The sequence below is a fragment of the Salipiger pallidus genome, from assembly GCF_014643635.1.
Lineage (GTDB): Bacteria > Pseudomonadota > Alphaproteobacteria > Rhodobacterales > Rhodobacteraceae > Salipiger > Salipiger pallidus.
Genome location: NZ_BMJV01000012.1, coordinates 103,135 through 129,916, shown reverse-complemented (window position 1 = coordinate 129,916; position 26,782 = coordinate 103,135). Strand labels below are relative to the sequence as shown.

The 26,782-nt window shown below is 61.3% G+C and carries 22 protein-coding genes; 19 read left to right on the top strand and 3 right to left on the bottom strand.

Annotated features, from left to right (window positions below; all coding sequences use genetic code 11):
- Positions 1 to 142: 142 nt before the first annotated feature.
- The 10 genes from IEX41_RS20550 (at position 143) to IEX41_RS20505 (ending at position 8,755) form a co-directional block, all read left to right on the top strand.
- Positions 143 to 796 carry a DUF6927 domain-containing protein gene (locus IEX41_RS20550; RefSeq protein ID WP_028288610.1) on the top strand — a complete coding sequence of 218 codons (654 nt, stop codon included), beginning with the start codon at positions 143 to 145 and terminating at the stop codon, positions 794 to 796.
- 124 nt (positions 797 to 920) lie between these two features.
- Positions 921 to 1,247 (top strand): type II toxin-antitoxin system PrlF family antitoxin, encoded by a 327-nt coding sequence (locus IEX41_RS20545; protein WP_005668772.1) that lies wholly within the window; start codon positions 921 to 923, stop codon positions 1,245 to 1,247.
- Complete coding sequence (locus IEX41_RS20540; RefSeq protein WP_024099306.1) at positions 1,244 to 1,762, top strand: type II toxin-antitoxin system YhaV family toxin; 519 nt, start codon at positions 1,244 to 1,246, stop codon at positions 1,760 to 1,762. The genes IEX41_RS20545 and IEX41_RS20540 overlap by 4 nt, the downstream gene beginning before the upstream one ends.
- A 94-nt stretch (positions 1,763 to 1,856) precedes the next feature.
- Positions 1,857 to 2,021: a hypothetical protein gene (locus tag IEX41_RS20535; protein ID WP_009819683.1), complete on the top strand. Its 165-nt coding sequence runs from the start codon at positions 1,857 to 1,859 to the stop codon at positions 2,019 to 2,021.
- A complete protein-coding gene (locus IEX41_RS20530; protein ID WP_043754116.1) occupies positions 2,011 to 2,163 on the top strand; it encodes an antitoxin PaaA2 family protein in 153 nt (50 codons plus the stop codon). The genes IEX41_RS20535 and IEX41_RS20530 overlap by 11 nt, the downstream gene beginning before the upstream one ends.
- A gap of 102 nt (positions 2,164 to 2,265) precedes the next feature.
- A complete protein-coding gene (locus IEX41_RS20525; protein WP_188792087.1) occupies positions 2,266 to 6,528 on the top strand; it encodes a strawberry notch family protein in 4,263 nt (1,420 codons plus the stop codon).
- 121 nt (positions 6,529 to 6,649) lie between these two features.
- Positions 6,650 to 7,036 (top strand): DUF6878 family protein, encoded by a 387-nt coding sequence (locus IEX41_RS20520; RefSeq protein WP_076625728.1) that lies wholly within the window; start codon positions 6,650 to 6,652, stop codon positions 7,034 to 7,036.
- A 1-nt stretch (position 7,037) separates the two neighbouring features.
- Positions 7,038 to 7,499 carry a DUF6915 family protein gene (locus IEX41_RS20515; protein ID WP_028288607.1) on the top strand — a complete coding sequence of 154 codons (462 nt, stop codon included), beginning with the start codon at positions 7,038 to 7,040 and terminating at the stop codon, positions 7,497 to 7,499.
- 100 nt (positions 7,500 to 7,599) lie between these two features.
- On the top strand, positions 7,600 to 7,902 hold the full coding sequence (locus IEX41_RS20510) for a hypothetical protein (protein ID WP_028288606.1): 303 nt from the start codon (positions 7,600 to 7,602) through the stop codon (positions 7,900 to 7,902).
- Positions 7,903 to 8,026: 124 nt separating this feature from the next.
- Complete coding sequence (locus IEX41_RS20505) at positions 8,027 to 8,755, top strand: DUF736 family protein (protein ID WP_076625729.1); 729 nt, start codon at positions 8,027 to 8,029, stop codon at positions 8,753 to 8,755.
- Between the two features lie 205 nt (positions 8,756 to 8,960).
- Here the strand turns inward: IEX41_RS20505 and IEX41_RS20500 are convergent, their stop codons facing one another.
- Positions 8,961 to 10,517, bottom strand: coding sequence for an argonaute/piwi family protein (locus tag IEX41_RS20500; RefSeq protein ID WP_043754109.1), 1,557 nt, complete (start codon positions 10,515 to 10,517; stop codon positions 8,961 to 8,963).
- Entirely contained in the window at positions 10,514 to 12,463 is a 1,950-nt protein-coding gene (locus tag IEX41_RS20495) for a TIR domain-containing protein (RefSeq protein ID WP_043754103.1), read from the bottom strand. Before IEX41_RS20495 ends, IEX41_RS20500 begins: the two co-directional genes overlap by 4 nt.
- A gap of 738 nt (positions 12,464 to 13,201) precedes the next feature.
- Here IEX41_RS20495 and IEX41_RS20490 point away from each other — a divergent pair.
- The 6 genes from IEX41_RS20490 (at position 13,202) to IEX41_RS20465 (ending at position 21,473) form a co-directional block, all read left to right on the top strand.
- Positions 13,202 to 14,131, top strand: coding sequence for a DUF2493 domain-containing protein (locus IEX41_RS20490; RefSeq protein ID WP_043754100.1), 930 nt, complete (start codon positions 13,202 to 13,204; stop codon positions 14,129 to 14,131).
- 232 nt (positions 14,132 to 14,363) lie between these two features.
- On the top strand, positions 14,364 to 15,440 hold the full coding sequence (locus IEX41_RS22005) for an SH3 domain-containing protein (RefSeq protein WP_081979701.1): 1,077 nt from the start codon (positions 14,364 to 14,366) through the stop codon (positions 15,438 to 15,440).
- Between the two features lie 358 nt (positions 15,441 to 15,798).
- Positions 15,799 to 16,005, top strand: coding sequence for a hypothetical protein (locus IEX41_RS20480; protein ID WP_007120662.1), 207 nt, complete (start codon positions 15,799 to 15,801; stop codon positions 16,003 to 16,005).
- A 551-nt stretch (positions 16,006 to 16,556) separates the two neighbouring features.
- Positions 16,557 to 17,150 carry a helix-turn-helix domain-containing protein gene (locus IEX41_RS20475; RefSeq protein WP_043754095.1) on the top strand — a complete coding sequence of 198 codons (594 nt, stop codon included), beginning with the start codon at positions 16,557 to 16,559 and terminating at the stop codon, positions 17,148 to 17,150.
- Positions 17,137 to 19,470, top strand: coding sequence for a relaxase/mobilization nuclease domain-containing protein (locus tag IEX41_RS20470; protein WP_043754093.1), 2,334 nt, complete (start codon positions 17,137 to 17,139; stop codon positions 19,468 to 19,470). The genes IEX41_RS20475 and IEX41_RS20470 overlap by 14 nt, the downstream gene beginning before the upstream one ends.
- 8 nt (positions 19,471 to 19,478) lie before the next feature.
- Entirely contained in the window at positions 19,479 to 21,473 is a 1,995-nt protein-coding gene (locus tag IEX41_RS20465) for a type IV secretory system conjugative DNA transfer family protein (RefSeq protein ID WP_043754090.1), read from the top strand.
- 3 nt (positions 21,474 to 21,476) lie between these two features.
- Here the strand turns inward: IEX41_RS20465 and IEX41_RS20460 are convergent, their stop codons facing one another.
- Entirely contained in the window at positions 21,477 to 22,271 is a 795-nt protein-coding gene (locus tag IEX41_RS20460; protein ID WP_043754087.1) for a BrxR family transcriptional regulator, read from the bottom strand.
- A gap of 77 nt (positions 22,272 to 22,348) precedes the next feature.
- Here IEX41_RS20460 and IEX41_RS20455 point away from each other — a divergent pair, with 77 nt between their 5' ends.
- From IEX41_RS20455 to IEX41_RS20450, 3 genes are read left to right on the top strand one after another with little or no spacing between them, the layout of a single operon-like run.
- Positions 22,349 to 23,206, top strand: a complete 858-nt coding sequence (locus IEX41_RS20455) for a metallophosphoesterase family protein (protein WP_229673410.1) — start codon at positions 22,349 to 22,351, stop codon at positions 23,204 to 23,206.
- Between the two features lie 12 nt (positions 23,207 to 23,218).
- Entirely contained in the window at positions 23,219 to 23,491 is a 273-nt protein-coding gene (locus IEX41_RS21645; protein ID WP_277874199.1) for an exonuclease SbcCD subunit D C-terminal domain-containing protein, read from the top strand.
- Positions 23,488 to 26,562: an AAA family ATPase gene (locus IEX41_RS20450; RefSeq protein ID WP_043754081.1), complete on the top strand. Its 3,075-nt coding sequence runs from the start codon at positions 23,488 to 23,490 to the stop codon at positions 26,560 to 26,562. Before IEX41_RS21645 ends, IEX41_RS20450 begins: the two co-directional genes overlap by 4 nt.
- The last annotated feature ends 220 nt before the right edge of the window (positions 26,563 to 26,782 follow it).

Genomic DNA, 26,782 nt, shown 5'->3' with positions numbered 1-26,782 from the left:
AGGTCGCAACCAGAGGCCGGATACACGAAGGAACTCGACCGCAATGCTGTTGCCAAAGTCAAAAAATCGCTTGCAGCCCCGGGGGCGTCCATACACGGGACATTGGCGACAACAATTCCCCAATGAGAGAAAGGACTCTGAGATGGGATGGCTGTTCTACACCGACGGCCGCGTCAAATCCTACGCGGATGAGAAAGCGGAAATTGCCCGGCTCTGCACCTTTGAGGGCGACACGCGCAAAACTGAACTGGTCAAGGCCTGCAAGGTTGGCTCCACCTGGTATGCAGCGGCTAGGGTTACCAATCGCGACGGCACCCCTGTCGAGGACGCGACCTATGTCACCGATCCTGACGGCTCGATCACTTTCGCCGCCGTATTCCTTACCCGATATGATGACGGCTGCTGGGGCTACAAGGACATGGAGGAAAGCGCGGGACCGGTCGAATCCCGCGCGCCACTGAGCCTATTGGCCCTGCTGTCCGAGCTGAAAGACCCAGACAGCTATGCTCATGCCTGGCGCCAGCGCTGCCAGGACTGGGCTGCGATCCCGGACTACGAGGAAGGCGACAAGATCAAGCTCGCCACCCCTGTGACGCTCACCGATGGCAGTACCTGCCAGATTGTCACCGCGACCCACTACAGGCGTGGGCGGCAAAAGCGCCGCTGCTACCGCATCGAGGAAACTGGTGGGCTCGTACGCCTGTCGAAGGCCTCGCTTGCGGGCTCGGAGCTGCTCAGCTCCACGAAAGGTGCGGCTAGCCCGGTGCTGGCGGAGTTCCTGGCGGGGCGAAATTAGGTCCTGCGCCGGACGGTTCATCGACCTGCCCGGCGACAGCAGATGCTGCGGCTTGTCTTGACAAGGCAATGCAAATGCATTACCTATCGCGGGCAGCAAAGCCCCTTTTCTTCAGGAGACTGCCATGACAGCCCTCGCACAAGATGTCTCGAAACTCACGGATCGGTATCAGACGACCGTGCCGGCGGGTGTGCGCAAACAGCTCAAGCTGGGCAAGGGCGACCAGATTCGTTACTGCACCGAGCCGAGTGGCAGGGTCTATATCGAGCCCGTGCGCAGCGACGAGGAAGATCCCGTGCTCGGAGCCTTTCTCGATTTTGTCGAGGCCGATATCAAGGCGCATCCGGACCGCATTCGGGCTTTCGATGGGGCTTTGCATGACCGTCTTGCAGCACTGGTCGGAGACGTTGATGTCGATCTCGATGCGCCGCTATCGCTCGAGGATGAATGAGCGGCGATAGCGTGCCCGCCCAAGCGCCCCTTGTCGTGAATGGATGGTCGATTTATGCGCACCCACTCTTTCTGGACCAGCTCGAAGGGCTGGTCGAGGAGGTAGAGGCGCGTAAGGCTCGCGATCCCAAGACCTGGCACAAGAAAAACCCGACGAAACGGCTGGCCGCCATCTTCAAGCTGGTCACCGAGGCCATACCTGCAGATCCGGGTGCCGCCGCCTTCCGGCAAGGCGGCACACTCGGCGATCACCGCAAGCACTGGTTCCGGGCGAAATTCTTCCAGCAGTATCGGCTGTTCTACCGGTTCAACAGCGATGCGAAGGTCATCGTGGTGGCATGGGTGAACGACGACAAGACCCTGCGCGCCTATGGCAGCAAGACGGATGCCTATGCGACGTTCAAAGGGATGCTGGAAGATGGCAACCCACCTGACAATTTCGACGCGCTCTTGAAAGAAGCTGCAGCGGCAGGCAAGCGGTTCGAGAAATCCCTTGAAGCGGTGCCCGATCGGTAAGTGGGCCAGCTTGCTATGACCCTTTGGCATTATCATTTACGACGCCACGCTCGAAGATGTAGCATCGGCTGATAATGCGGTCGGAGAAAGCACAATGAATGAGACGGAAAAGGATAGGCAGCACCTCGGTCTAGAGGAGCAATGCGCGCCTGACCTGACGGGGCACCGTTTCCCAATTGCTGTGCGCGTTGCAGACATGCCCGATGACCTCGGCAAGCTGCTGGATATCGGGCTCGAGGAGCATTTCCGTGGCCGCTGAAGCGAATTCTTATGACACGTGGTTTTGCGCGCAGGTGCAGGCCGCGCTGGAGGATGCACGCTCGGGAACATCTCAGGTTCAGGTGATGCAGGCCGCACAGGCATTGATTGATGCGAAGCGGCAGGTCGAACCCAAGTCCTGACCAAGCCTTTGAGGTCGGCGCGGTCTGACTACGTCACCCTGAAAAGCGAAAGCGGGCTTTTTGTCCTTTGGAACTCAGACCCTGATCCAAAGGAAAATCCCCATGTCCAAACCCAGAACGGCCAACCCGGCTCTCGCAATCTCCGAAGCCGATCTCGCCTCTGCCCTCGCGCAAATCGGCACGGAGGTCGATGACCAGCCCCTGCGCAGTTCAGCGCTCGCGCGTATCATGCGCGAGACGTTTCATGGCAGCGATGCCGGTGGCGCCTGGGACTGGCGCATGGCCTATGACATGATGCAGGCAGCGGCTGTCCAGGTGCTGCTGCGTGGGAACGGCGCGGCAGGTGACACCGCCGCTGCAAGGCTACTTGCCTCACGGCTCCTGACGGAAACCCGCCGGTCAGAGCAGCAGATCCGGCTACAGCAGTTTTCCACGCCGCTGCCATTCGCGGCGCTGGTTTTGCGGGCCGCGGCGATCCGCAAGGGCGAGACCGTTCTGGAGCCCTCGGCTGGCACCGGTGCCCTGGCTGCTTTCGCCGCCCGGGCCGGTGCCACGCTTCTGCTCAACGAGATCGACCCCTTTCGCCAGCGCCTCCTGCGCGCGGTTTTCGGCGGCGAGGTCACAGGCCATGACGGCGAGCATATCGATGATCTGCTGCAGACGCCGGTTCTACCCGAGGTCGTGGTGATGAACCCGCCCTTCGCCTCCTCGGTCGATCGCTCCCGAGACAAGCACATCGCCGCCAAGCATCTCATCGCGGCTGCAAAGCGCCTGGCACCCGGCGGGCGGCTGGTGGCGATCATGCCGCCGGGATTCACGCCCGAACGCGATGCCGCGCATTGGTCCCGCGCCTGCGGTCTCCTGACGCCGCGATTGGCGCTGACGATGCCGGGACAGGTCTATCGCAAGCTCGGCACCTCTGTCGAAACCCAGCTGATGGTCTTCGACAAGGTGCAGGAGGACGGCGAAATGATCCGCGCCAGTGTCCGGGACTTGGATGAAGCCCTTCCTTTTGTCGACGCAGTTGCCGCGACCCGGCCCGAGATGCGCCCCGTCCAACGGGCTGAAGCGATCCCTCATGCGCGACCGATCGTTCCATCATCTGCCCCGCGCAAGACCGCTGCTGCGCCTGTCGCCGCCTCCAAATCTCGGGCCAATGCCGTTGTCCCGCTCACTTTCAAGAGCCTCGATATCCCGCGCGACAACACGCCCATCTCGGACATCTATGCGCGCTACCGTCCGCAGCGGATCGAGATCGCGGGTGCGCAAGAACATCCCACGCCGCTCGTCGAGAGCATCGCCATGGCCTCGGTTGCCCCGCCCATGCCCTCAAACACGGGCAGTGATGACTTGCGCCTGCCCGCACGGTTGATCGAGGAGGGACATCTCTCCGAGGCGCAGCTGGAAACCATCATCATGGCGCATGACGCCCATGGGCGCGACCTGCCGGGTCGGTTCGCGATCGATGACGACCAGACCAAGCTGACGCGCGCCGATGATGATCCAGACGCACGTGCCTATCGCCTTGGCTATTTCCTCGGCGACGGCACCGGTTGCGGCAAGGGGCGCGAATGCGCGGGGCTCATTCTCGTGAACTGGCTGGCCGGGCGCAGAAAGGCGATCTGGGTTTCCAAATCCGCCACGCTCATCGAGGACGCCATCCGCGACTGGACCGATCTCGGCGGCTCGCCAGCCGACATCCAGCCGCTCTCAAAATGGAAACCGGATCAGCCCGTCCCGATGGGCGACGGTATCCTCTTCGTCACCTACGCCACGCTGCGGTCCGCGGGCAAATGTGGCACCACGCGACTGAGCCAGACCCTCGACTGGATGGGCGAAGACTTCGACGGCGTACTGGCCTTTGATGAGGCCCATGCCATGCAGAACGCGGCCGGGTCCGAGCAGGGCAGGGGGGTCAAACCCTCCCAGCAGGGCCTTGCAGGCCTGCGGCTGCAACTGGCAGCACCCCGCGCTCGCGTCTTCTACATTTCGGCCACGGGTGCCACGAGCGTGCACAACCTGGCCTATGCCGCGCGTCTTGGTCTCTGGGGGCAGGGGCCGGAATACCCCTTCCCAAGCCGCGAGAGCTTCGTTTCTGCGATGGAAGCTGGCGGTGTCGCCGCCATGGAGGTGGTCGCGCGCGATCTCAAGACGCTCGGCCTCTACACGGCCCGCGCCCTCAGCTTCGATGGCGTGGAGTATGACGTGCTCGAACACGCGCTCACCCCGGCCCAGATCGAGATCTACGACGCCTATGCGGGAGCCTTTCGCACAATCCACCACAATCTCGAAGCCGCTTTGACAGCCACCGGCGTCAACGATGCCTCGGGAGAGACCAATGCCTCGGCAGCACGCGCCTCGGCCAAGTCCCGCTTCGAGAGCACAAAGCAGCGTTTCTTCAATCATCTGCTGATGGGCATGAAGGCCCCGACCATCATCCACGCCATCGCGGACGATCTGGCGGCAGGCAAGGCTTGCGTCATCCAGGTGGTCTCGACGGGTGAGAGCCTGTTGAAGCGTCGGCTTGAGACGATGGACCCGGAGGATGAACTCGTCGAGGGTGCCTTGACGCCACGCGACTATGTTCTCGCCTACCTCGAACAGGCTTTTCCGATCCATGCCCAAAAGCTCGTGGAGATCGACGGCAACATGGTGGCTGAGCCGCTTCGGGATGAAACTGGCGCGCTGGTCGTCTCGCGCGAGGCGCTCGCTCTGCGTGACGCGGCCATGATGGAGTTGATGACGCTGGCGCCGATCCCCTCGGCGCTGGATCAGATCCTCTGGGCCTTTGGCGACGAGGCCGTGGCAGAAGTCACGGGGCGGTCCATCCGACCCCTCAAGGCCGAGGATGGTCATCTCTTCATCGAAAAGCGCGCCGCCAGCAGCAATTCATCCGAAACCCAAGCCTTCATGGGCGGTGATAAGGATATCCTTATCTTCTCCGATGCGGGCGGTACGGGCCGGTCGTATCATGCGGCGCAAACGGCGAAGAACCAGAAACGGCGGCGGCACTACCTGCTGGAGCCCGGCTGGCGCGCCGATGCGGCCATCCAGGGGCTCGGCCGCACGCATCGCTCTGCCCAAGTCAGCGCGCCCTTCTTCCGGGTCTGCACCTCGGATGTGCATGGCGAAAAGCGTTTCACCTCGACTATAGCCAAGCGCCTCGACCAGCTGGGGGCCTTGACCAAGGGTCAGCGCGAGACCGGCTCGCAAGGCATGTTCCGCGAGGAGGACAATCTCGAAAGCCCGATCGCGCGAGCGGCGCTGCGTGGGTATTTCGCCGATCTTGCCGCCGGGCGCGCTGAGGCGATGAGCTACGAGAGCTTCACCGACTGGACCGCCCTGCGGCTGATCGACAAGGACGGGGTGCTCCTTGAGGAGCTTCCCCCGATCCAGCGGTTTCTCAACCGGGTGCTTGCCCTTCCCATCCACATGCAGAACGCACTCTTTGCCGAGTTCATGCGCCGGATTGCCGATCAGACGGAACGGGCGCGCGCGGCGGGCACGCTCGATCTCGGCGTGGAAACCCTACGCGGCGACAAGATAGAACAGGTCTCCACCGAGGATCTCTGGACCTGCCCGAAATCCGGCGCCGTGACGCGGATTATCGGGCTGGAGGTCACCGACCCAGTGTATGTGCTGGACGCCGAAGAGGCCATGTCGCGCAATCCCGACAAGTTACCGATGGTCAATCGCGCCTCCGGTCGCGCGGCGCTCATCTCGGCGCGCCCCATGCAGATGTATGACGAGGATATTGTCACACTGATGCGCAAGGCGGTGCGGCCAAACGGGTCTAGCTATCTCGAAGAGGCTCGGTTCACGTCTTCGGCCTGGGAAGACATCGACAGGCCCGAGTTTGCAAAGCTTTGGGATGCCGAGGCAGCGTCCCTGCCAAAAACCACCACAACCAAGCTCTACCTGCTGACCGGGCTGCTGTTGCCGATCTGGAAGGACATCCCGACCACGAATGAACGCATCTACCGCGTCACGCCGGACGGGGCGACCGCCATGATCGGGCGCACGCTGAGCGAGGAAGGGGCGGCCGCGCTGCGCGCCAGCTTCCTCGTTTCTAACCCGCAAACGCCACAGGAGATGCTGACTGCGGCTCTTGGCACCACCACGCCGGTCGATCTGGGCCGGGGTCTGACGCTGACCCGTCGCCGGGTCGCAGGCGAGATGCGCCTTGAGCTGGGCGGTGCGGACAAGGGCATGATCGAAGGCCTCAAGGCCATGGGGTGTTTCACCGAGATCATTGCCTTCCAGCTGCGGGTGTTCCTGCCGCATGGGGACGGGATCGACACGGTCAGCATTCTGGCCCGGATTGTGGGGCAGGGAACCAGCAACGCGGCAGACCAAGCCGCCTGAAAAGCCAAAGCGGGCTTTGGGTCGGGCGTCGCGGATCGGGATTTGGCCGGTCTGCGCTTTCCGGGCGCGCGCTGACCAATGCGACGCCTGGCCCCCCAACTTCTGATAAGAGGACAGACCCATGACCAATCCCCAGATCGACTATGCCGCAATGGCGGCTCAGTGGCGCGCCGAGCACGAAACCACCCTGAAAGCAACCCGAGCGGAACTGATCGTGCAATTGCGCGCGCTTGGCATCAACGAGGTCACCGCCGAATACGAAGGCTATGGCGACTCCGGCAATGTCGAGGACGTGAATGTGCAGCCTGCGGAGGTCCAACTGCCGGAAGCGCTTGTCACCGCCGTGGGCGATTTCGCCTGGTCACTCGCCTATCACCATCATCCGGGGTTCGAGAACAACGAGGGCGGCTACGGCACGCTGACCTGGGACTTGCGCAACGACAGCATCACGCTCGATCATGCGGACCGCTACGTTGAATGCTCGCACAGCTATGACGACGGGCTTTGAGATGGCCCATCCGCTTCATCATGCTGAAAGCTCTGCCCGGAAATTCGGTGGGGTGCCATCTGACTATCAGGACATCCACGACTGGTTCGACGCCTCGAAAGAACACCTCGCCCTCTTCACGCACCGCGCCTTGCGTCATCATGCTCAAGGCCTGTTCGAGGCCGAACGTGTCTTCGGTCTGACCCTGACCAATAGCGCGGGTCGGGACATCCCCGTGCGCTGGATCGGCGAGCAGCATGTCCGCGAAGACTGCCAGGGCCGCATTCCGAGCATGGCGGACTGGCTGCGACGGATACAGCCTGAGCCATGGATGGCCAATGGCCATATCGAGCAGCACCTCAGCGGGGAGCCCTGCGGCGATCCAAGGGTTGCTTGGGCATTCGAGGTGGCCGCCGGAAGAACGGTTCTCGGCCTGAAAGATTGGATGGCGGCGCGCGCGACGCAAGCCACGCAAAGCGCCTGACAGCTCTCGGTCGTTTGCCAAACGAATGCTGCATAGAAGCCCGGTCGGAAGATCAGGCTTCTTGCGTCGTTTCCCCAGCAATCTTTTTGAGGAGGATCACATGACATTCGAAGACATCAAGGCGGCCGTCGATGCCGGTCAGACCGTGCACTGGGCCAATACCGGCTACGTTGTCCACAAGGACCGGCTCGGTCAGTACCTCATCACCTTTGTGCCGAACGGTAGCTGCATCGGCCTGACCGACCGGAGCGGGCACCGGTTGAACGGAAAAGAGGCGGAGTTCTTCATCGCGCAATCGAAGGACAGCGCGGAAAATCCGGGTAGCCAATCAAGACCAGACGGGCAGGGGAGGGGCGCAGCACCCGAACGCGCGGGGGCATGCCCACTCGGACGGCAGCTCTGACCCGTGGGCGGGGCTGAAAGGAAAGCAAGCTTTCTGGTTTGTGATCCCAGGAGGGGTCGAGAAAGCAATCCCGGATGCGCTGGCAAGAACGTCAGGCACCGGCCAATCCAAAAGGAACCATCCCATGTTCGCAGGAACCCTCACCCGCAATGTCGAGACCGCCGCCGCCGAATACACCGGCATGATCCACTCGACGCGATTTGACATCGCCATCCAGCTTGAGGCACGGGCCAAGATGTCCGCGCGCAGTCCGGATTACGACGTGACGGCCGTCAACAAATCGGGCCGCAAGGTCCGCATCGGCACGGCCTGGAACGAGACGGGCAATACCAGCGGAAACCCCTATATCTCGATGCAGATCGATGTGGGCCTCGGCCCGTTCCGGGTCAACGCGGTGCAGACGAAAGAGGCGCGCGCGGCCCAGAGCGGCGAATTCGAGATCATCCCGTTGGTCTCGAACGGTCTGATGAAATCCGGCTCGATCTCGGGCGAGCTGACCGCTATGGACGCCGACAACGCCTTCACCGGCTACATCGCCAACATGATGTTCGATCTGGAGTTCATCCTGATCGAGAACAGCTACAAAACCGAGGAGACCCACCCCGATTACCGGATCGAGGTCAGCTCGCCCCGGGGCACACCGATCCGCGTCGGCTCGGCGTGGATGGCCAAAAGCAGCCGCACGGGCAATGACTACCTGACGCTGCTGATCAACACGCCTTACGGTGACCTGCGCGTCAACGCCGTGCAGAACGAAGAGCAGCGCGGCGGGCAGACCTTCTCGATCATCCCGTTCATCGACAGCGGTGAGCAGCCACAGGACGCAGGCGCAGGGCTGTCGCTGGTCGCGTGACCAACGCGCGAGATTAGACGATCCGCACCGAAAGGGGAGCCGTGGGATCACGGTTCCCCTCTTACAATGTCCATTTGCATGAAAGTAAGGTCAGTTAGTGATTTGCCAGGCGCGTTCAGGTTGCGAACGGCCCCAAAACATAAGATGGCGGCAGCCCTTAGAACGGCCTGCCCCGCGTCCGAACACACACCCGAAAACAGCCCGGTCAAATATAGTACTTGAATGGCTGCGGTCCGCCCTCCCGCGCCGAACCCATCACAAGGATGTCTCCGACCATCTTTGCGAAGCGGACTGTTACCGGCAACCCATCGTTGAAGTTGCACGAGTTGTAGTTGATCTTTGTCAGTCCCATGATGTCAGCAAGTACCGTCCGCATCTCTGGCTTATGATGCTTTGAGCGCAGGATCGTCACCATAAGCGGGTTGGGTGTTTCAGGCCCGATATACGTATCCAGCTGCGGGACGTAGCCGCTCGTCCAAAGATAGGCGTTCTTCTCGTCTAAACTTAGAGCCGTTCCTCTGATCACGGGGTAGTCGCCTGCACGGAAGAGCTTTGCGTCACCACCCGTAGGTCTGATCCGTACACCGACGACGTTCGTCCCCTTCGGAGCCGCCTGACAGAAGGCCTGCCACTCCTCGTCGTTGAATGACGCCTGCCCATGGATGAAGAGTTCCTTGGGCGGCTCGGAGTGCAGATCCCGGTACGCTTCTATCACAGTCTCTAGAAGTTCTTTCGCGGCGTCAGCGTTTAGATGGTATTCGTACTTGCCGGTCTTCCAAGGGCCATTCGCGCCGCGGAACACCACGCCATCGCCTTCACTCAAAAACATCTGCGCCGCGCAGCAGACGTGATTATCGCGGTTGTTTGGGAGGTTCTTGTAGACCATCCCGATGTAGCATACTCCTTCGCGCACGTTCGACAGCCGCCAGGGTGGACGGTCCTGTGTCTTATAGTAAAGCCCCGTCGCGATGTTCCACGCCACTGTCGCAGGGTCTTGGGTGGTTCGCTTCGGATAGCCCGCACTGTTGAGGAACGCTGTCGGCTCAAGGGTCGACTCGCGCAGGATCTGAGAGGGCGCGATCGAGAGCAAAGTCGCCTTGATGTGCCTACGGAAGTCGGGAATGTCGTCAAACACGTCCTCAATGCGCGGATCGAACCGTTCGTCCATGAAAAGGAACGACTGGGGTGACCTTGCGCGCTGCTTCTTGGGCGTTTTTCCAGCGACCAGGGTCAAACCGGTCCGCCTCGATTCCGGACGGCAGCGCTCGTAGACTATCTCGGGCACGACGAACATCCATACATCAATCGAACCCTCCTCGTTGCGCCTGAACTTGTGGACGCGCTCAGTGTAGATACGGGCGACCGCATCGACGGCCTCGTGCATGTTCTGCACCCTGGTCGCCCGCTCGATGGCGTCAAACTCGACCGTCAGGGACCTGAGCCGATCTGGATCGAAAGTAATGCCGAATGTCTCTTCGAGCCCGGCGAAATCCGCGAGATGAAGACGGTCCTTCTTCTCCGTCGGCCCCGGAGGCGGCACCGGTATCCCGGAAAGCAGCCGGCGGCTCCAAGATCGGAAGTGTCCGATCCCGTCCGACGTTCCCACAACCCCAATTCGGACTTCTCGAAGCTTCCGAGGGCCGTCATGAGGTCCATAGAGAAACAGGCCGTCCTTTGGGTGGTGGCTCCTCTGGTCATGGCGGAAGTCGAGTTCTGGCTCATCGAAGTGATCTACGATCAAGCTTGCTTCGGGAAACCTCATTTACCGTCTCCTTCGGGCTCAGCATCGTCGTCGTCAGCCTCTGGCCGCCCGAGCGTGCTTTCGTCCTGCTCCTCGGCATCCGGGTCGCCCACGTCAGGAAGAGCTGTACTGACCGGCGACGTGAAGAGAAGGGGCTCAGAGGAAAGAAGCATGTCCTGGCCTGGAGCCAGCGGAACCCGAATGTAGGCTGAGTCACCCGACATGATCTGAAGGAATGCCAGAAGCCGTCCGTGCCATTGCTTGTTGCGCCAACCCTTGCAGCCCGATCTGCGAAGGCGATGCATCTTCTTCGGATCATCTATGCGTTCGCCCTGCTCCGTATTGTTATCCATCGCGAAAAGGACGCGCGCTTTCAGACGGAAGTGCCAGAAAGGCCAGTTTCGGGGAATCGCCGTCACCCCATAGGACCAAACATGCTTTCGGGCGATGTTGCGCAGCATCGACGACCGGCGCTCACCTTGTCGCCCCCAGGGCACCCGCTCACCAATCGCGACCTGGTTAGGGGACACATGGAAACCATCGCCGTTGGAATACGCATAGGCGACCATGCCAATATTCCTGCAGTGCCGTTCCCATCCATCGCGCAACAGGCCCGTGAGCATGTTCGACAGATCACGTCCCGCGACGCCTATCTCAGGCATACCCTTTTCTACCGCATCGACAACCGGCACAGAAGTCCGTAGGCGCAACTTCGCTACGCCTTCGAGGCTTTCCCCAACATCAGGGGGCGCAGCGAAGGTGATCACGCCTCGCTCATGCGCGACGGCGGGAAACGACAGCCCTCGCACCCGCCTCTTGAGGACGTCGGTCTGGACCGCTCCTGCCGCCTCGTAGAAGTGGAGTTCATCGGGCATTTCCAAGATCTGAATCCAATTCGAGACCAAGGACTCTGGCTCGCGCACTAGCGGAACAGCACCACGCTTGCGGAAGCTGTCCCATTGAGCTGCGACCGCGATGTGCTCGCGTCGGCGCGTTACGCCTTGGCGACGCAGCGTCTCCAGAAGCTTCGAAAGCCCTTCTGCCCAACCCCGCGCGAAATCGGCAGGCGTCGCATCGCGGAGGCCATCAATCTTGGCCCCCTCCTCGATCCGTAACGGGATAATCAGGCGAGTGTCGCCAAAACTTGCAGCAAGCGTTTTCGCCCTGTCGATCAGGTCCATCGCGTCGTCGTTGGCGCGGGTGGCCGCGCCCGCCACTGCCAGAACCTTCGCAGCGCGGTGCTCCAACGCCACTCCAATCTCCTTGTGCCATCTGTCTCCAGGCTCGAGAGTCAGGATCTCGGAAAAAACGCGATATCCGTGCGCTTCGAGCTTTGGACCGAGCCAAAGGATGAAGTGATCGTGGTCGGGGCGCGCTCCGACAAGGAACAGGGTATCCCGTTGCGTTTCCGCCTCTGACTCCACCTTTCCGCCGATCCCTGGCTTTGGAAGCAACGCTCGAAGGACCGAAGGAGGCTTCAGGTGGCCCTCGCGCTCATCCAGCGTCTCATGAAGCATTCGCTTCAGCGTACGCCCGCTCGCGGGGATCCATAACTTGGGATGAGCTTCCTCGATGTCAGGATGCGCGCGCAGCAATGCCTCAAGATCCTCGCGCCCGAAGATGTTTCCCGGAGATCGAATGGCGGGGCCGCAAATCTCCACGAGGTCCTGCTTCCTTTGTGGGGTCATCGCTACGGACGTTGACAGGATGTAGCGATCGGGCGCCAACTGATCGATCTTCGCGCGCTCCTTCGACATTTCACGCTTCAAAGCTGAGATAGCAGATCTCTCGTATCTCTTAGCTTGTAGGATCGTCAGGCTTTGCGCCTCCGGCGCGTGGCGTCCATCTATTCCACCATCAGCTCCTTCGCCGAATTGCTCGAAGCGGATACCAAGAGCGCGCCCGATAAGGTCGGCTGAAAGCGCCTCGAACTCGGAGGGCGATAAGGCAGAGAAATCGGCAGGCATAATATCTATATATCGCCGTCCAGTCCGGATTACACCCAAGACTTACCTCACAGACATGCCGATTTGGTATTTTACAGAGAATCTAGAGCACAGGTACGATGTGTCGCCGCGAAGGTCGGCTTTCTGTCCATGTCGCATGCTCTGATAGGAACTTAGTATAGTTGGCAGGGGAGTTTCCTGTACATCAACCTTGGTTTAACGCTTCTAGCCTCCCCATCTTGGCTTCGCGTGTCGCAGGGGAGAACGGCCCTTCGGTCCGTCGCGCATTCGGCCATGCGGCCTCACCGCGGCGTTGCGCCTGGCATCCCGGTTTGCCCGCCTCGCGAGCACGTCCCTCCCCGGCCGCTCCGCCGGATTGCGCTCTGGTCTGTTTTGCGGGGCAAAACGATCCCGCCGCTTCATCCGTCTCCCGCGTCCGGTCGGGCCGTTTGCCTGCTCGGGTCGGGCAAACCTACCGTCAAAACACACACACATGAGTGCGGAAGCATATCCTCCGGATGGCCCCCAAATCAGCCCGCGTCAAGGATCGCAAAACTTTTCGGCGAAGGCCGGGCCTGTGACGCGGGGCGGTCCCGTGGGTGAGGGCGCGCATGTGTCGTGTGTTGCGCACGGAAAACTTTTGCGCCCGGCAAGCCGGCGGCTGCGCCGTCCCTGACCCGGGCAGATTCGGAAACCAGGCATTCGGCCATGCCACCACACTCACGTGGTGGTCGAACAACCGAAATCTGGAGAACAGACATGGCATACGATCAAGCGAACACCTACGAAACCATCGAGCTTTTCGGACTGACCGAGAAGGACGCACAGCTGCCGATCCCGGAAGATCACATCCTGACCGACCGCATCATCCGCGAGAGCTTCGAGGCATTGCTCGGTCCGCTGCGCGGGACCGGCCTTGAGGCAGAAATCGAACCGCTGGCCCATGGGCTCGCCACGATCCTGCAGCGGCGCAAGGTGGCGCTCGGCAAGGAGGTCGACCGCACCGCCGACAAGATCGGCGCACTGGCAAAATCCCACGATGGATCGGAGATCGCCGAGACCGCGCTCGAAGAGGCGCAGGCCCGCTTCCTGCAACTGCGCGAGATCGTCAGCGCCATCGAGGTGATGAGCGAGGCGGCGGCGGAATGCTACGAGATCGAGACGGGTCACGCCTTCATCCCGGCAGTTGGGTCGCGCGCAAGCGTCCGGGCGCAAGAGACCGGGGCGGTCTTCGAGGCGCGGCAGCTCCTCGAGCAGCACGACCGCGAGACTGCCGAGAAGTCGAAAGTCGAGGGGGTTCCCCTGATTGTCTCGGGCGCCACCGACTGGACCGATGTCGATGTGATCTTCAACACGCTCGACAAGGTTCGCGAACGGATCAGGCAGAACCGCAATCAGGAGATCTTCCTCTGCCACAAGGGTGGCAAGCACGGGGCGGAGATGATCGCGGCTCGGTGGGCCCGAGCACGCGGGATAGCACAGGCGCGCTTCGATCCGCGCTGGTCCGCGCATGGGCGGGCGGCACCGTTCAAGTGCAACGACGAAATGCTGGACGATAAGTTCGCGGCGACGGGGGTTGTTCTCTTCGGCGGCAACGGGGTGGCGCTGAACCTCGGGCAGAAGGCGGAAGCGAAAGGCCTGACGGTCATGCGGGTTGCGGACCCGGCGAAGAAGACCGCGGAGACGTGAGTTTAGAGGGTCGCCTTCGGGCGGCCCTTTCGTCGTTTTCCCAGATGTGTGCGAACATCGGCGGTGTCGCAGTTAACTCCAACAATGGGCATCGACAGGCTTGGTGTTTGTAGTCCGGCCAATCTGGTTTCGGGAATGGCTGGATGGTATCTCTATGCAATTACAGCTTAGTGTGGCCGTGTGGCAGAAGACATTTGTTCCACAGATCAACACTCGCCCAGGTTTTTCCTAGATGCCTTTTTCTCCGGAACGCACCAAAGAGATTCAATCGCGTATTGATGCGCGTTTGCGGTCCGGTCAGGCAAACGATTGGGAAGTGTCCTTCCTTACAAATATGGCTGAACGGTTTCAGCGGTATGGAACGAAGACGCGCCTGAGCAAAGCTCAGTATGCCAGCCTGTACAAAGTCCTGAAACTGGAACGGGAGAATCCGGCACAGAAAAGGGCAGCGGCCGACGACAGGACTTCTCAACCAGCACCGAAGCATAGTACCAGAAGCGTTCAGGCGAGACCCCGTCCGGTCTCCGTGACCCGCGCGATCAATGCACCTCGGCGTGCCGTGCGCAAGGCTCAACGCCAAATCATGGTGCCGTTGGTGATCGCTGTCGGATTCTTCGCATTGGTTGGATCATTGTTTGAATCATCGAACTCGCGATCCACACCCTACAGTCCGTCAGCGGTTCCCTCATCGCAAACTGCCGACGCCGCTTACGTCTATGTGACAGGGACGCGTGTCAATCAACGTGCTGGACCGTCTACTTCGAATGCCGTGATGGGTGTCTTGAGCGAGGGGGGCCGCGTTGAAAAGCTTCGAGAAGAAGGGCAGTGGACACAAATTCGATCCAACTTTGGTACGGGCTGGATGGCTACCCGTTTCCTGTCACTGGTCGCGCCGTCAACAGAGCGACCCGCCTCACAGGACCGGTCGCTTCGCGCCAGCGATGTGCGGATCATTGACGGTGATACGGTCGATGTTCGAGGCCTAACAGCGAACGTGCGTCTCGTCGGATTTAACGCGCCTGAGACATGGAAACCCGCCTGCACTGCAGAGCGTGAGGTTGGGGAGCGCGCGACTGCGCGTCTAGGTCAATTAGTGCGGGGCGCGACATCAATTGAATTTGAGCGCGTGGCCTGTTCCTGCCGGCCCGGGACAGAGGGTACGGATCAGTGCAATTTTGGGCGGTTCTGCGGCTCGTTGTTCGTTGACGGTCGGGACGTCGGCAGCACGCTCATTGCTGAAGGTCTGGCCGTGCCGTACCGATGTGGACGCACCAGCTGTCCCCCACGCCCTCAACCCTGGTGCCGATAGCATACGCGCCCAACCGACCCAGACGACGGACCTTCGCGCGCGGCAGAACGCTGACCCGCCGCATCGCGAGCGTGACGGATCGTTATCCAGATGCATTGGATCAGAACGAACCAGGCCATCTTCGGTCACGATCGACGGGTTCGATGGCGGCTTCAAAGTGGTGGCACAAATTCGGGTCACTCCTTTTTGCTCATTGATGCGGATCGCACGGGGTCGGCCCAATCGTGCCCTCCGCTTCGCTCCGGCAAGCACAAATACGGCTTCCACGGCGTAGCCACGGACCCTCCGCATTTGCGCTTGCGACCGGGCCTCTTGCCCCCGTGCCGGGTGATCCCCATCGCAACAAGGAGAGACCCAAATGACTAACCACTACGTCGCCACCGTCCCCGTCAAGTTCACCGACACCGATGGCCAGGAGCGCACCCGTTTTCAGCGCGTGGGCGCGATGTTCCGCAACACCCGCAACGGGGACGGCTCGGAGTTCTTTAGCCTCAAGCTCGACTTCCCGGTCGCGGTCTCGGAGCTGGTGATGTTCCCGCCGAGCGCGAAGGATCCGCAGGACTAAATCCTCTGACGAGGATGGGCCGCCATCAGGCGGCCCTGTCCCTGTTCCAGGGATGCCGTCACTGGCGCGGGTGATCGCCGACAGTGATCTCCCCTAAGTGCCGGTCGCTGCGCGTTCAACGGACGCACGCCTCCCAGAATGATCAGGCCGCGACAGACCGGCCAGCCAGCCTCAAGGGGGCCATCCACAAAAACCTATCGGCCAGGGCCTCCCGGTTTTTGCGGCAGAGATTTGGGGGCCCAAATCTGGCCCTCCTTGACCCTGCCTGTCCGCCCTGTCGGTGGGGTTTGCGCCCGCCCGCGGTTCCGTCCGAACACATGCGTGTTCGGCCAGAGCCTCGGGCGGTGCTGGAGAAGGGGCCTTTGAAGCTGGAGGCTGTGCTGGTGGTGAGGGCGGCAGAGCCGCGTCCCTGCGGGCCGCGGCGTGAAGCGGACACCAAGGCTGCCTGAGCCTGAATGCGACGTAAGTATACAATTGACTGTTTGGTATATTATCGTAAGGTGGGGGCAGCCTTGGTGGAAGTTGGCAGGAAATAGGGGGTCTTTCTTCGCATGTCTCGTTCAAAACGTCTCACAGATGCGAACCGCATGGAGATCGTTCGCGAGGCTGCGGAAGGTGTGTCGACATCCGTGTTGGCCGAGCGGTTTGGCGTGTCGCCGCGGGCGATCCAGTACACGCTCAAGGCCGATGCCGAGCGCCAGACGGATGCAGCCATCCCGGTCTCCGCGGTCAGTGTGAAGGTCACGGCTTCGGAGCTTGAGGCGCTCGACGCGGTGCTGGCGAAGGCCGGGATCGAGAGCCGGGCTGAGGGACTGCGGCGGCTCATTCAGGCGGCAGGCGGGGTGTTCGTTCCGGATGCGCAGATGGCGGCCGAGATGGCGCGATACAGGGCCTCTTTGCACGAGGTCGGCAATGGGGTCGCGCAGATCGCCAAACAGATGACGCAGGCCAACCGGATGGGGCAGGGGGCCGTGGGGGGCACGAGTGCCGAGTTCTCCGAATTGCGCCTCGCGCAGCTGCGCGGGCTGGCGCGGTTCATTCTGGATTCCGCTGACGAGATTGACCTGCTTCTGCGCCGCCGTCGAGACGCGATGCAGCTCGAGGCCACGGCCGCCTTGAGGGAGTTTGCGCATGCGGCTGAATGATGCTGTCGATGCCGTCACGGGCGAGGTCTTCCGGGATGGCTGGAGCCGGATCCGGGGCTCGATGCAGGGGCTGCACGTAGCCAAGCAGAGCCAGCTTGTGCGTGCGGCGGCGGGGCACCGGCCAGCGGTCTTCAAGGCGATCCGGGGCGGGGGAACGCACACCAAATCGCAGCTGATGAACCAGCTCGAGTATCTGACCACCAAGTCCACCCATATCGTGGACTCAAGCGGATTTCTGGATGGCAAGGCGAAGCTCGAAGCGAAGGACATCAAAGACCTCACCGAACGCTTTGCCAAGCGGTGGGACGCGGGCTTCAAGCCCAAGCTCGGCCAGACCACCCACATGCTCATGTCCTACCCAGTTGGCACGCGCGGTGAGGATGTCCGCGATATTTCCGAAAGCGTGGCGAAGAGGTTTTTCCAGACCGATGAGGGGCATTTCGATTACATCATTGCGGTGCATGAGGACCGCGATCACCCGCATGCGCATCTGGTTCTGAACCGCCGCTCGCAGGAAGGCGAGTTCTTTTTTCTGGGGCGGAACCATCGGTTCAACTATGACGACTTCCGCCTCGCCATGGTCGAGGAGGCAGAAAAGTATGGCGTGCGCCTGGAGGCCACGCGCCGGGTGGATCGTGGTGTCGTGCATTACCCCGCCCGGACCAGCGAGGTCTATGCGGCGAAAGACGAGGGTCGCGCGCCCCGCGAGCGCGCGCGCGTGGGGGCCGACCTGACGCGGACGCTGGCGGAGATCGCCAATACCAGAACTGTCTACCACTCGCTCGCCACGGAAGCTTCGCGAGAAGCCCGCGAGGATATCGCGGCGGCGCTATTTCGCGCGGGCGAGGTGCTGGCGCGCGGCGGGCAGGTGGACCGAACAGGAGATGTGTATATGGCCGAGGATCAAAGCTTCGAGGATCTGAGAAGCCTCTATGCGGAGAAGCTCGCGCGGGTGCAGGGCATGATCGCAGAGAAGTCCGATGCGGAACGTCCGGTGCTGGAAAAGCGCCTTATCGAGATCCAGACGCAGGTCCAGCACATGCAGCCGCTCGGATTGCGTTCGAGCACGTTGTCAGAGGCGCCCTCGGAGGGCGGGGTCTATTCCGAGGCAAACATCCAAGAGAGCCAGTTGGAGCGCCTCACAGAGCCGCGCCTGCGCTCTCGGATCGACGCAGCGCTACGGGGCGCCGGGATCAGCACATCGGAAGTGGTGGCGCGGATCGAGACCGGGGCCGCGAATGCCGCGCTGGAGCATCAATGGATCGCAGATGATCTCTCCAAGGTGGCTGAGGCGCGCGATCTGAACCTCGAGCGCCGCGCCGATCTGGAACAGGCGCGTGACATCCTGAATGACGTGCATGTGGAACTTGGCACGCTGTTGGAGCGCGAGAACGTGCTGCGCCGGGATGGCGTCATGGAAGCGGAACCGATCAGCGAGCGGTTCCATTATCACCGGGACGCGGTCCGGGCGATGGAAGGGACAATCCGTCAGCAGATGCGCGCAGAGGGCCTGACAGCGCAGCGGATCGAAGACCGGGACTGGGAGGTGGTCTCAAAGGCAGAGCGCCGGATTGAGACGGAGCAGCGTGCATATCTCGAGGCACACCCGGATCTGCTCGCACGCCCCGGCGATGTGATTGACCGGTCTGAGCCTTACAGGGAGACCATTACCGATGCGGCCCGCGCCAGCGAGATCACCCGCGAGGTCGACCGGATCATGGAGGGACGCGATATCCGCACGCCCGTTGCAGATGCTGTCACGGATGAATTCAGGGAGCGCTATCCGGACATGCCGTCCCACCTCGCCCGCGGGCTCGGCGCGACCTATGCCGCTGTCGTCGAGATACGGGACACGGAGGCCATCAATCAGGTCCGCCGCGAAAGCGAGTTGCGCGACGGACTTGGGGTTGGCACGCGCGACGACATCCTCGCGGCCCGCGATGAAACTGCACCGCTGTCTGACCGATCCGGCCGCCTCTCAGACGAAATCGCGCGTGTTCTGGACCATGAGCGGGCAGGGGAGTTGTCCGCGCCCTTCGAAACCGAGGCGGAGCGGGACGCCTTCCGCGAGGAGATCGCGCGGGTGCTGGACGTGCGCCAACTCGACCGGCTCACATCCGGCGATGCCGATGCGCTGGACAAGGTTCTCGAGGATCGTCTCGACCGGCTCTATGTCGCCAAGGTCTATCTGCAATCCGATGCCGCCACGGCCAACACGGAGGCCTTGCGCCAGGTGGTCGATGAACTCGCCGATGCCGAATACGAAAAACACCGCGCGACAGACGTGGATGGCGAGACCGAGCGGGGACAGGTCCATTGAGCGCCGCCATGGGAAAAGCGCGGATCGCCACGGGCGTCCTTCTGGTGACGCTTGTGAGTGGGGCCATGGGCTATACCATCGCCTCGGCGGTGCTGACCTACCAGGATCTCGGCTTCGGGGCCGAGATCGACTTTGCCTATATCGCGCAGAACTACATGGCGATCCTGGACCGCCGCCCGGAGGATGCCCAACTCATTCACCTGATCATCGGCAGCTTTGCCGCCGCCGGCCTGATGCTGAGCCTCGCCCTCTCGGGATCGGCCCTCACACGGTTTGGCCAGACGCATTGGCAGAGTGCGCGCGAGATGAAGGCCAATGGGTTTTTCGGGGCGCCCGGGACCGGGTTCATCCTCGGCAAGCTGGGGACGCCTGGCTCTCGCGCCAATTACATTTGCTCGAAGGTTTTCCCGCATGCGCTGATCGTGGCGCCCACGGGCCGCGGCAAGACCACGGGCTTCGTCATTCCGAACCTGCTGACCTGGCAGGGCTCCGCCGTGACGCTCGATGTGAAGGGCGAGTGTTTCGAGGCCACGGCCCGGCACCGCGCAGCCCAAGGCGACAAGGTCTATCGCTTTGCCCCCACCGATTGGGAGGGCAAGCGCACGCATCGCTACAACCCGCTCCTGCGCATCTATCAACTGAAAGATCCCGCGCGCCAGCAGATGGAATTGCAGCTTCTTGCGACGCTCTTCCTGCAAAGCGACAACGACCGGGTGCAGGGCCTCCTCAAAGGCGGGATCGATCTCTTCGTCGCGGCAGGGCTCTTGGCGTTCCAGCGCAAGCGCCCGACCTTGGGCGAAATCTACCGCATCGCTGCCTCGGGCGGGAACAAGCAGAAGGAGTATTCCGCGCGGGGGCATGAGGTCGATAACAGGGCCGCCAAGCTGATCTTCACGCGGCTCGCCTCGACCAACAACGACACGCTGACGTCCTACGTCTCGCTCCTGATGACCTCGGGGCTCGATCAATGGCAGAACCCGGCCATCGATGAGGCGACGGCGGTGTCGGACTTTGATTTCCGCACGATCCGCAAGAAACCCTTCTCGGTCTATCTTGTGGTCCAGCCGCTGATGGTGAAGCCGCTCGCGCCGCTGATCCGGCTGTTCTTTTCCGATCTCCTCTCCGCCATGCAGGAGAAAGACCCCGGACCTGACGAACCCTGGCCCGTGATGATCATGCTGGACGAGTTCAACCGCCTCGGCAAGATGCCCATTGTGGTCGAGAGTATCGAGACCTTGCGGACCTATCGCGGACATTTGGCCGTCGTCACCCAGACCATCCCCGCCCTCGATGAAATCTACGGCGAGAACACCCGCCGCGCTCTGCAAGGCAACGCCGGCGTGAAGCTCTACCTTACGCCCTCGGATGAAAAAACCGTCGAGGAGCTGAGCAAGGCGGTCGGCAAGACCACCAAAACCGTCATCACGCGCTCTCAGTCTATCGGCAAGAACCCCTTCGAAGGGCGCAGCCAGTCCACACGGACCGAAGAGAGCTCTCTGCTACCCGAAGATGAGGCCCGCCGCCTGCCGCTCGACGAGATCGTCATGGTGATCGATGCGCAAATGCCGGTCCGGGCGAAGCGGATCCAGTATTTCGACGACCGGCTGTTCAAGGCGATCTACGCGGCGCAGACAGGCGAGTTGCCGTTTCCGGAGCCGGGGGGAGGCGGATCACAGGGTACGCTGCCGCTGAGTATGCGCGCCATGCCGATGACGCCGCCAGCGAAAGGGTCAGGCGGATCCGAGGCCGATATCGAGGCAGCAGACCAGGCTGCTGCAGGTCAGCCGTCAGCGCATGTCGTGCCAAAGAAGACCGCGCCCGTCGTTCAAGCCGTCATCGCTGAGGAACAGCGGCAGATGGAGATGGATTTTGAGGGCCCGGTCGCGGATGCCGAGACCACGAGCGTCGTGGGTGAGGCGCAGATGCGTTCCGCCGTCGATGGTCTCGATATGTTAGAGGCAACTATGGAGCGGAGCAAGAACGGCGTACGAGAAGGGATCTAGTTATCATATTGGTTCGTAGTCCGTTTTCGCGCGCTCAAGCCGTGCACCTACGGTATCCAACCCCCATCGACGATCAAAAAAGAATTCCAGCGCTTTTCTGGTTTCGACACGGAGCCATTCGCCTTCAAAGCCGAATTCACGTCTGACGACCTTTGCTTGCTCATCTGAAAGTCCTGTTTTTGGTCGCAGCCAAATGATTGCTCGAGTATTCCAGTCCACGTCCTCCGGCAGAGGCTTGTCTATGGGTTTCTCCTCGAACGAGCTGTCAGGATCGATGCGGATCGGGAGGTAGTTCCGATATTCACCGCGTTTGAAACTGTGGGCACGCAAGTGCACGCTTTCACCATCGGACGTGAAGCGGGTCGGTGCGATCCACTGCCCTTCGTCGGCACCGGACGACATTGATGTGTATCGGACGTGGACGGCGTTCCCCGACCTGATTGCTTGATGAAGAAACGCGATGGTCCTTTGATCTGCCTTCCGTTCCGGTCGCGGCAACGCGGACGAAGGCGTGTCTTCATCGACGCCCGCCAAGATATCGAATGCTTCGGTCAGGCCGGATGGTGCCAATGCCTCGTGCTCGCTCGCAGCTATGTATGTCTTTCGCACCGGATCATAGGTCGGCGGTGAACTGTGCGCGAGACCAAGATAGACACGGAAGTCCAGCGCTGCCTGCGCGGTCGAAATACCGAAGTGGTCGATCAGATCCTTGCGGTTTGCCATACCCCGCCAAGTCAGGCAGCGGTCCAGAAAGATCAGGCGCTCTCTCTGCGCATGTTTGAGGTCGTCGAGCTTCATGTGCGCATCCCTACCTTGACTCTGGCCTGTATGTCCATCTAGAAAATATACGAATAAAAAATATACGAGTTATTGCCATGAGGATTCTCCACACCGCCGACCTCCATCTCGGGCGTCAGTTCAACGGGATTCCTCTTGATGCCGATCACGCAGCAATTCTCGACCAGATCGTTTCGGCGATCACCTCTCGCGACGTTGATGTTCTTGTAATTGCAGGAGATATTTTTGACCGGGCTGCCCCGCCGACGTCTGCCGTGCGACAGTTCAATGGGTTCTTGGCGCGCGTTGCCTCAGAGACCGACGCGGCCGTGGTGATGATCGCCGGCAATCACGACTCTGGTGATCGAATCGCATCCATGGCGATCATGACAGACACACGACGCGCTTTGATACGTGGGGCTATCAGTGCGGACGAGAAGCCGCTGTTACTTACGGACGCCCACGGACCTGTGGCGTTCACGGGGTTGCCGTTCGCCTACGAGTATGCCGCCCGTGAATGTTTTTCCGACGAAGCTCTCCACGCGCCCGAGGACGTTCTCGCCGCTCAGGTGGCTTGCGGTCGGCGTAACATTCCCGATGGTACGCGTTGGGTCGTCGTTTCGCATGCTTTCGTAGCCGGGGCTTCGAGCAGCGAAAGTGAACGACCTCTCACTAGGGTCGGCGGCATCGAGACCGTCAGTTCGGCCGTGTTCGAGGGTGCCCACTATGTGGCTCTTGGCCATCTGCACCGGCCGCAATCGGTTGGTGCCCCTCATATCCGGTACTCGGGATCGCCATTAGCTTTCGGGTTTGATGAATCTGACTGCCAGAAGTCGATGAGCCTCGTCGAGATCGATGCAGTCGGGCAAACCACGATTGAGATCATTCCTTTCACACCCATTCGCCAAGTGCGCGTCTTGAAGGGACGTCACGCAGAACTTCTCCTCGCAGATTGATCTGACGATTTTATCAAAGCCGTGCTTACCGATGATGCGCCTGTGATCGATGGAATGAAGCGCATCCGCGACGTGTTCCCGAACGCCTGTGAACTTATCTACGAGCGGGATGAACAGGCGCAAGAAGTAAAGTCTTTAACGGGACGTGCCCTGGCGGTCGCGAACCCTGTCGAAGTCATTGGCGACTTCGTTGAACACGTGCGGGACGAAGGGTTCTCAGAGAAGGAACTGGAGGTCGTAGCGTCGGCACTCGGTCGCCTGTGTGAGGCGGAGGATGTCCAATGAGACCGGTTCGGCTAACACTTCAGGCGTTCGGTCCCTATCCAGGTCGGGTGGTTATCGACTTTCGGGATGCCGTCGAGGCGGGTCTTTTCGGCATCTACGGACAAACAGGATCAGGTAAATCGACCATCTTCAGCGCGATGACCTTTGCGCTCTTTGGCGAAGCGGCGAAGGCAGAGCAAGACGCTCCTTCGTTGCGCTCGGATCACGCAGATCCGGATATAATAACCGAGGCGGAGTTCGTGTTCGACATTGGTGAGCGGCGATATGTTGTGCTTCGCCGACCCGACCAGATGCGGCCCAAGGCACGCGGTGAAGGCGAGACGCGGAGCGCACACGAAGCTTACCTGTTCGATGCGACCGGAATGGCGCTGGACGCAATCACAGATGCGGCACGGGGCAAGATCTTGGCCGAGAAGAAGGTGCGCGACGTCGACGCGGCTGTTGTTGAGATGCTTGGATATGGCTCCGAGCAATTTCGCCAGATCGTCCTCCTGCCGCAAGGGCGCTTCGAGAAATTCCTTTCGGCCAAGACGAAAGAGCGCCTCGAAATCCTGCGAGAACTCTTCGATGTCTCGCTGTACGAGAAGCTCATGGCCGATCTCAAGTCGGCAGCCGATGAGGCTGAACGGCAGGTGCGGGATGAACGTGCGCTATGCGCCAGACAGCTCGCCGCAGAAGGATTCGAAAGCACTGATGCACTGATTTCGGGCATCGAAGCCGCAACTGGGAAATGCGCAGAGCTACGCGCGAACGAAGAAACCGGGAAGGCGACGGCGGAAGCTGCCGAGAAAGCAGTGCGTCAGGCGGAGGCGATCGAAGAAAAATTCGCGACGGCCGAAAAGATGAACGAACGGCTTCGCGCACTTGAGGCGCAGAAGGGCGATGTCGAGACGCTTTCTGAGCAGGTCCGACAAGCCGAGCGCGCACGCGGTCTGATCGATGTCGAGGAACGAGTAGGGGATGCCGAACGTGAGGTTGGTGAAGCCGAGGGTGCGCGCAAGAAGGCTGACGAGGCCAGCGAGCTTGCTTCCAGAGAAGCAGAAAAGGCGGCAGAGGCGCTCCGGCGCGAGGACGATCGTGCCGATGAGGTCGAAACCCTGCGCCGGAGAAGTGATGAACTGGAGAGGTATGGTCGAATCCTCGAGGCAGCGGCCGATAGCAATAAGGCAGTCGAAACCGCGCTGAAAGAGCAGCGAGACGCCGACAACGCTTTTCAGGCAGCAAAGGCACAACTGACCGAACTGCAGGAGAAGCGCACCTCGAAAAGCGCAGAGCTAAAAGCTGCGCGCGAAACGGAGGCGAAGCGCGCCGAGATCGCGGATCGGCGCGCAGAACTCGAAAAACGGCATCTGGCAGCCAAGTCCTACGAGGGCGCTTTGCAGGATGTCGCAACGGCTCAGGACGCTGTCGCAGAACAACTGCGGACGTCGGAAGCTGCGACCGGAAAGGCCGAGAAGGCGCGAGATGATTATGAGACGGCCGAACGGGATCTAGCGGCAGCACAGGCGCTTCACCTCGCGACGAGATTGGAAGCAGGGTCGCCATGTCCGGTCTGCGGCGCAACCGAACATCCTGCGCCGGCGACTGGCGAGATCGGTAGTGCCGGCCTGGACAAGGCATTCCGAGAGTCACGAGAAGCATGGCTGGCCGCCGATCGCGAAGCCCGGCAAGCCGGCGAAGCACTGGTCGGCGTGCAAGCGACGCTTGACGAGCGACGGAAACGCTTGTCCACCCTTGAGCCGCCAGAGGCGCGTGCGGACGTCATCGCGGCGCAGATCGGTCGTGAGGACGCAGCACTCGCAGCGCTTGGTCCCCGGGTCGACATCCTTGCCGCGGAGGCCGGGATTGAGGAACTGGGACGGCAGGTCGAGGAACTGGAGCGGAAACGCGATGAGTTGCGGGACAGCTTCGATGAGCGGCGGAACAAGGCTACTGAGGCCAAGGCGACTCGCGACGGCAAGCTTGCCGAGGTGCCTGAGGACCTGCGCGATGTCACGGCGCTCGCGGCCACACTGAAGAAGGTGACCGAGTCGCTGGAGTCACTTCAGGCGGCGCGGATCGCGGCAGACAAAGCGCTGAAATCCGCGCGCGAAATGGCACTCGGCGCGGATAAGGATATTGAAAGCGCAAATAAGGCGCTCGTGGACTGTAAGGCGCGCCATCAAAAGGCGGTTGAGGTCTTCCGGACGAGACTGGCTGGAGCTGGCCTCACAGCAGAGGCCTTTCAGTCTCTCAAGTCAGCCATCGAAACTCTCAATGAAGATAGAGAAACGGTCGAGACCTACCGGCGTGAGCACAAGAGTGCGTCTGATGCAGTCACAGATGCTACCTCTGCGATTGAAGGCATGCCCCGGCCTGACATCGAAGCGCTGCGGGAAACGCACCAGACCCATGCTGAGGCACTCGGCAGGGTGACCGAAGAACGCATCGCCGCCCAGACCCGTGTCGATCATTTGGATCGGCTTAGAAAGGGGATTGAAGAGACGCTGCGCAAGCTTGACGAAGCCGAAGCGGCATCAGGCCCGCTGCGCGGACTAGCTGCGCTGGTGAACGGGCAGAACTCGCAAAGACTGACCCTGGAGACATTCGCGATAGGCGCGATGTTCGACCAGATTCTGGAAGCGGCAAACTTACGCTTCGGCCCAATGACAAACTATCAGTATAGTCTTGAGCGCGAGATGGAGAATGGAGGGCGAGGTAAGCGAGGCCTTGGAACACAGGTGTTTGACGCGCACACCGGGAAATCACGCGCTACAAGCACACTCTCAGGCGGCGAGACGTTCATTGCAGCACTCGCTCTCGCACTGGGTCTTGCCGACGTGGTCGAAGCGGCGAGCGGCAAGGTCCGGCTCGACACGATTTTTATCGACGAAGGGTTTGGAAGCCTCGACACCGAAAACGGGTCCGGCACGCTCGACCAAGTCCTACAGGTCCTCAACTCTATCGTCCGACAGAACCGTGCGGTGGGTCTGATTTCGCATGTACCGCTCGTCCAGGAGGCGATCCCAAACGGCTTCTATGTCAGAAAAGGGATGTCTGGGAGTAGTATTGAGGAAAGGGGAGTGGTCTGATGGTTCCTCGTTGGTTTCGACGGCGAGCTCATTCGCGGCGCTTGCCAAATGGTGGCACTACCGACGTTCGAGAAAGCTGGGTCTTACTGTCTTCTTCGAATGCAAAGCGCCAGCGCAGTTTCCGGCATCAGTGCCCCATATGCGGTGCAGACGTGGTCACGGTCCGTATGCCCAATGGTGGCAGCGCTCATTTTGAGGGCGCGAAGGGATTGTATAGGAT

Bases quoted from the DNA above. Each gene is read 5' to 3' on its own strand.
- IEX41_RS20550 (WP_028288610.1), top strand. From the start codon at position 143: ATGGGATGGCTGTTCTACACCGACGGCCGCGTCAAATCCTACGCGGAT.
- IEX41_RS20545 (WP_005668772.1), top strand. From the start codon at position 921: ATGACAGCCCTCGCACAAGATGTCTCGAAACTCACGGATCGGTATCAG.
- IEX41_RS20540 (WP_024099306.1), top strand. From the start codon at position 1,244: ATGAGCGGCGATAGCGTGCCCGCCCAAGCGCCCCTTGTCGTGAATGGA.
- IEX41_RS20535 (WP_009819683.1), top strand. From the start codon at position 1,857: ATGAATGAGACGGAAAAGGATAGGCAGCACCTCGGTCTAGAGGAGCAA.
- IEX41_RS20525 (WP_188792087.1), top strand. From the start codon at position 2,266: ATGTCCAAACCCAGAACGGCCAACCCGGCTCTCGCAATCTCCGAAGCC.
- IEX41_RS20520 (WP_076625728.1), top strand. From the start codon at position 6,650: ATGACCAATCCCCAGATCGACTATGCCGCAATGGCGGCTCAGTGGCGC.
- IEX41_RS20515 (WP_028288607.1), top strand. From the start codon at position 7,038: ATGGCCCATCCGCTTCATCATGCTGAAAGCTCTGCCCGGAAATTCGGT.
- IEX41_RS20510 (WP_028288606.1), top strand. From the start codon at position 7,600: ATGACATTCGAAGACATCAAGGCGGCCGTCGATGCCGGTCAGACCGTG.
- IEX41_RS20505 (WP_076625729.1), top strand. From the start codon at position 8,027: ATGTTCGCAGGAACCCTCACCCGCAATGTCGAGACCGCCGCCGCCGAA.
- IEX41_RS20500 (WP_043754109.1), bottom strand. From the start codon at position 10,517: ATGAGGTTTCCCGAAGCAAGCTTGATCGTAGATCACTTCGATGAGCCA.
- IEX41_RS20495 (WP_043754103.1), bottom strand. From the start codon at position 12,463: ATGCCTGCCGATTTCTCTGCCTTATCGCCCTCCGAGTTCGAGGCGCTT.
- IEX41_RS20490 (WP_043754100.1), top strand. From the start codon at position 13,202: ATGGCATACGATCAAGCGAACACCTACGAAACCATCGAGCTTTTCGGA.
- IEX41_RS22005 (WP_081979701.1), top strand. From the start codon at position 14,364: ATGCCTTTTTCTCCGGAACGCACCAAAGAGATTCAATCGCGTATTGAT.
- IEX41_RS20480 (WP_007120662.1), top strand. From the start codon at position 15,799: ATGACTAACCACTACGTCGCCACCGTCCCCGTCAAGTTCACCGACACC.
- IEX41_RS20475 (WP_043754095.1), top strand. From the start codon at position 16,557: ATGTCTCGTTCAAAACGTCTCACAGATGCGAACCGCATGGAGATCGTT.
- IEX41_RS20470 (WP_043754093.1), top strand. From the start codon at position 17,137: ATGCGGCTGAATGATGCTGTCGATGCCGTCACGGGCGAGGTCTTCCGG.
- IEX41_RS20465 (WP_043754090.1), top strand. From the start codon at position 19,479: ATGGGAAAAGCGCGGATCGCCACGGGCGTCCTTCTGGTGACGCTTGTG.
- IEX41_RS20460 (WP_043754087.1), bottom strand. From the start codon at position 22,271: ATGAAGCTCGACGACCTCAAACATGCGCAGAGAGAGCGCCTGATCTTT.
- IEX41_RS20455 (WP_229673410.1), top strand. From the start codon at position 22,349: ATGAGGATTCTCCACACCGCCGACCTCCATCTCGGGCGTCAGTTCAAC.
- IEX41_RS20450 (WP_043754081.1), top strand. From the start codon at position 23,488: ATGAGACCGGTTCGGCTAACACTTCAGGCGTTCGGTCCCTATCCAGGT.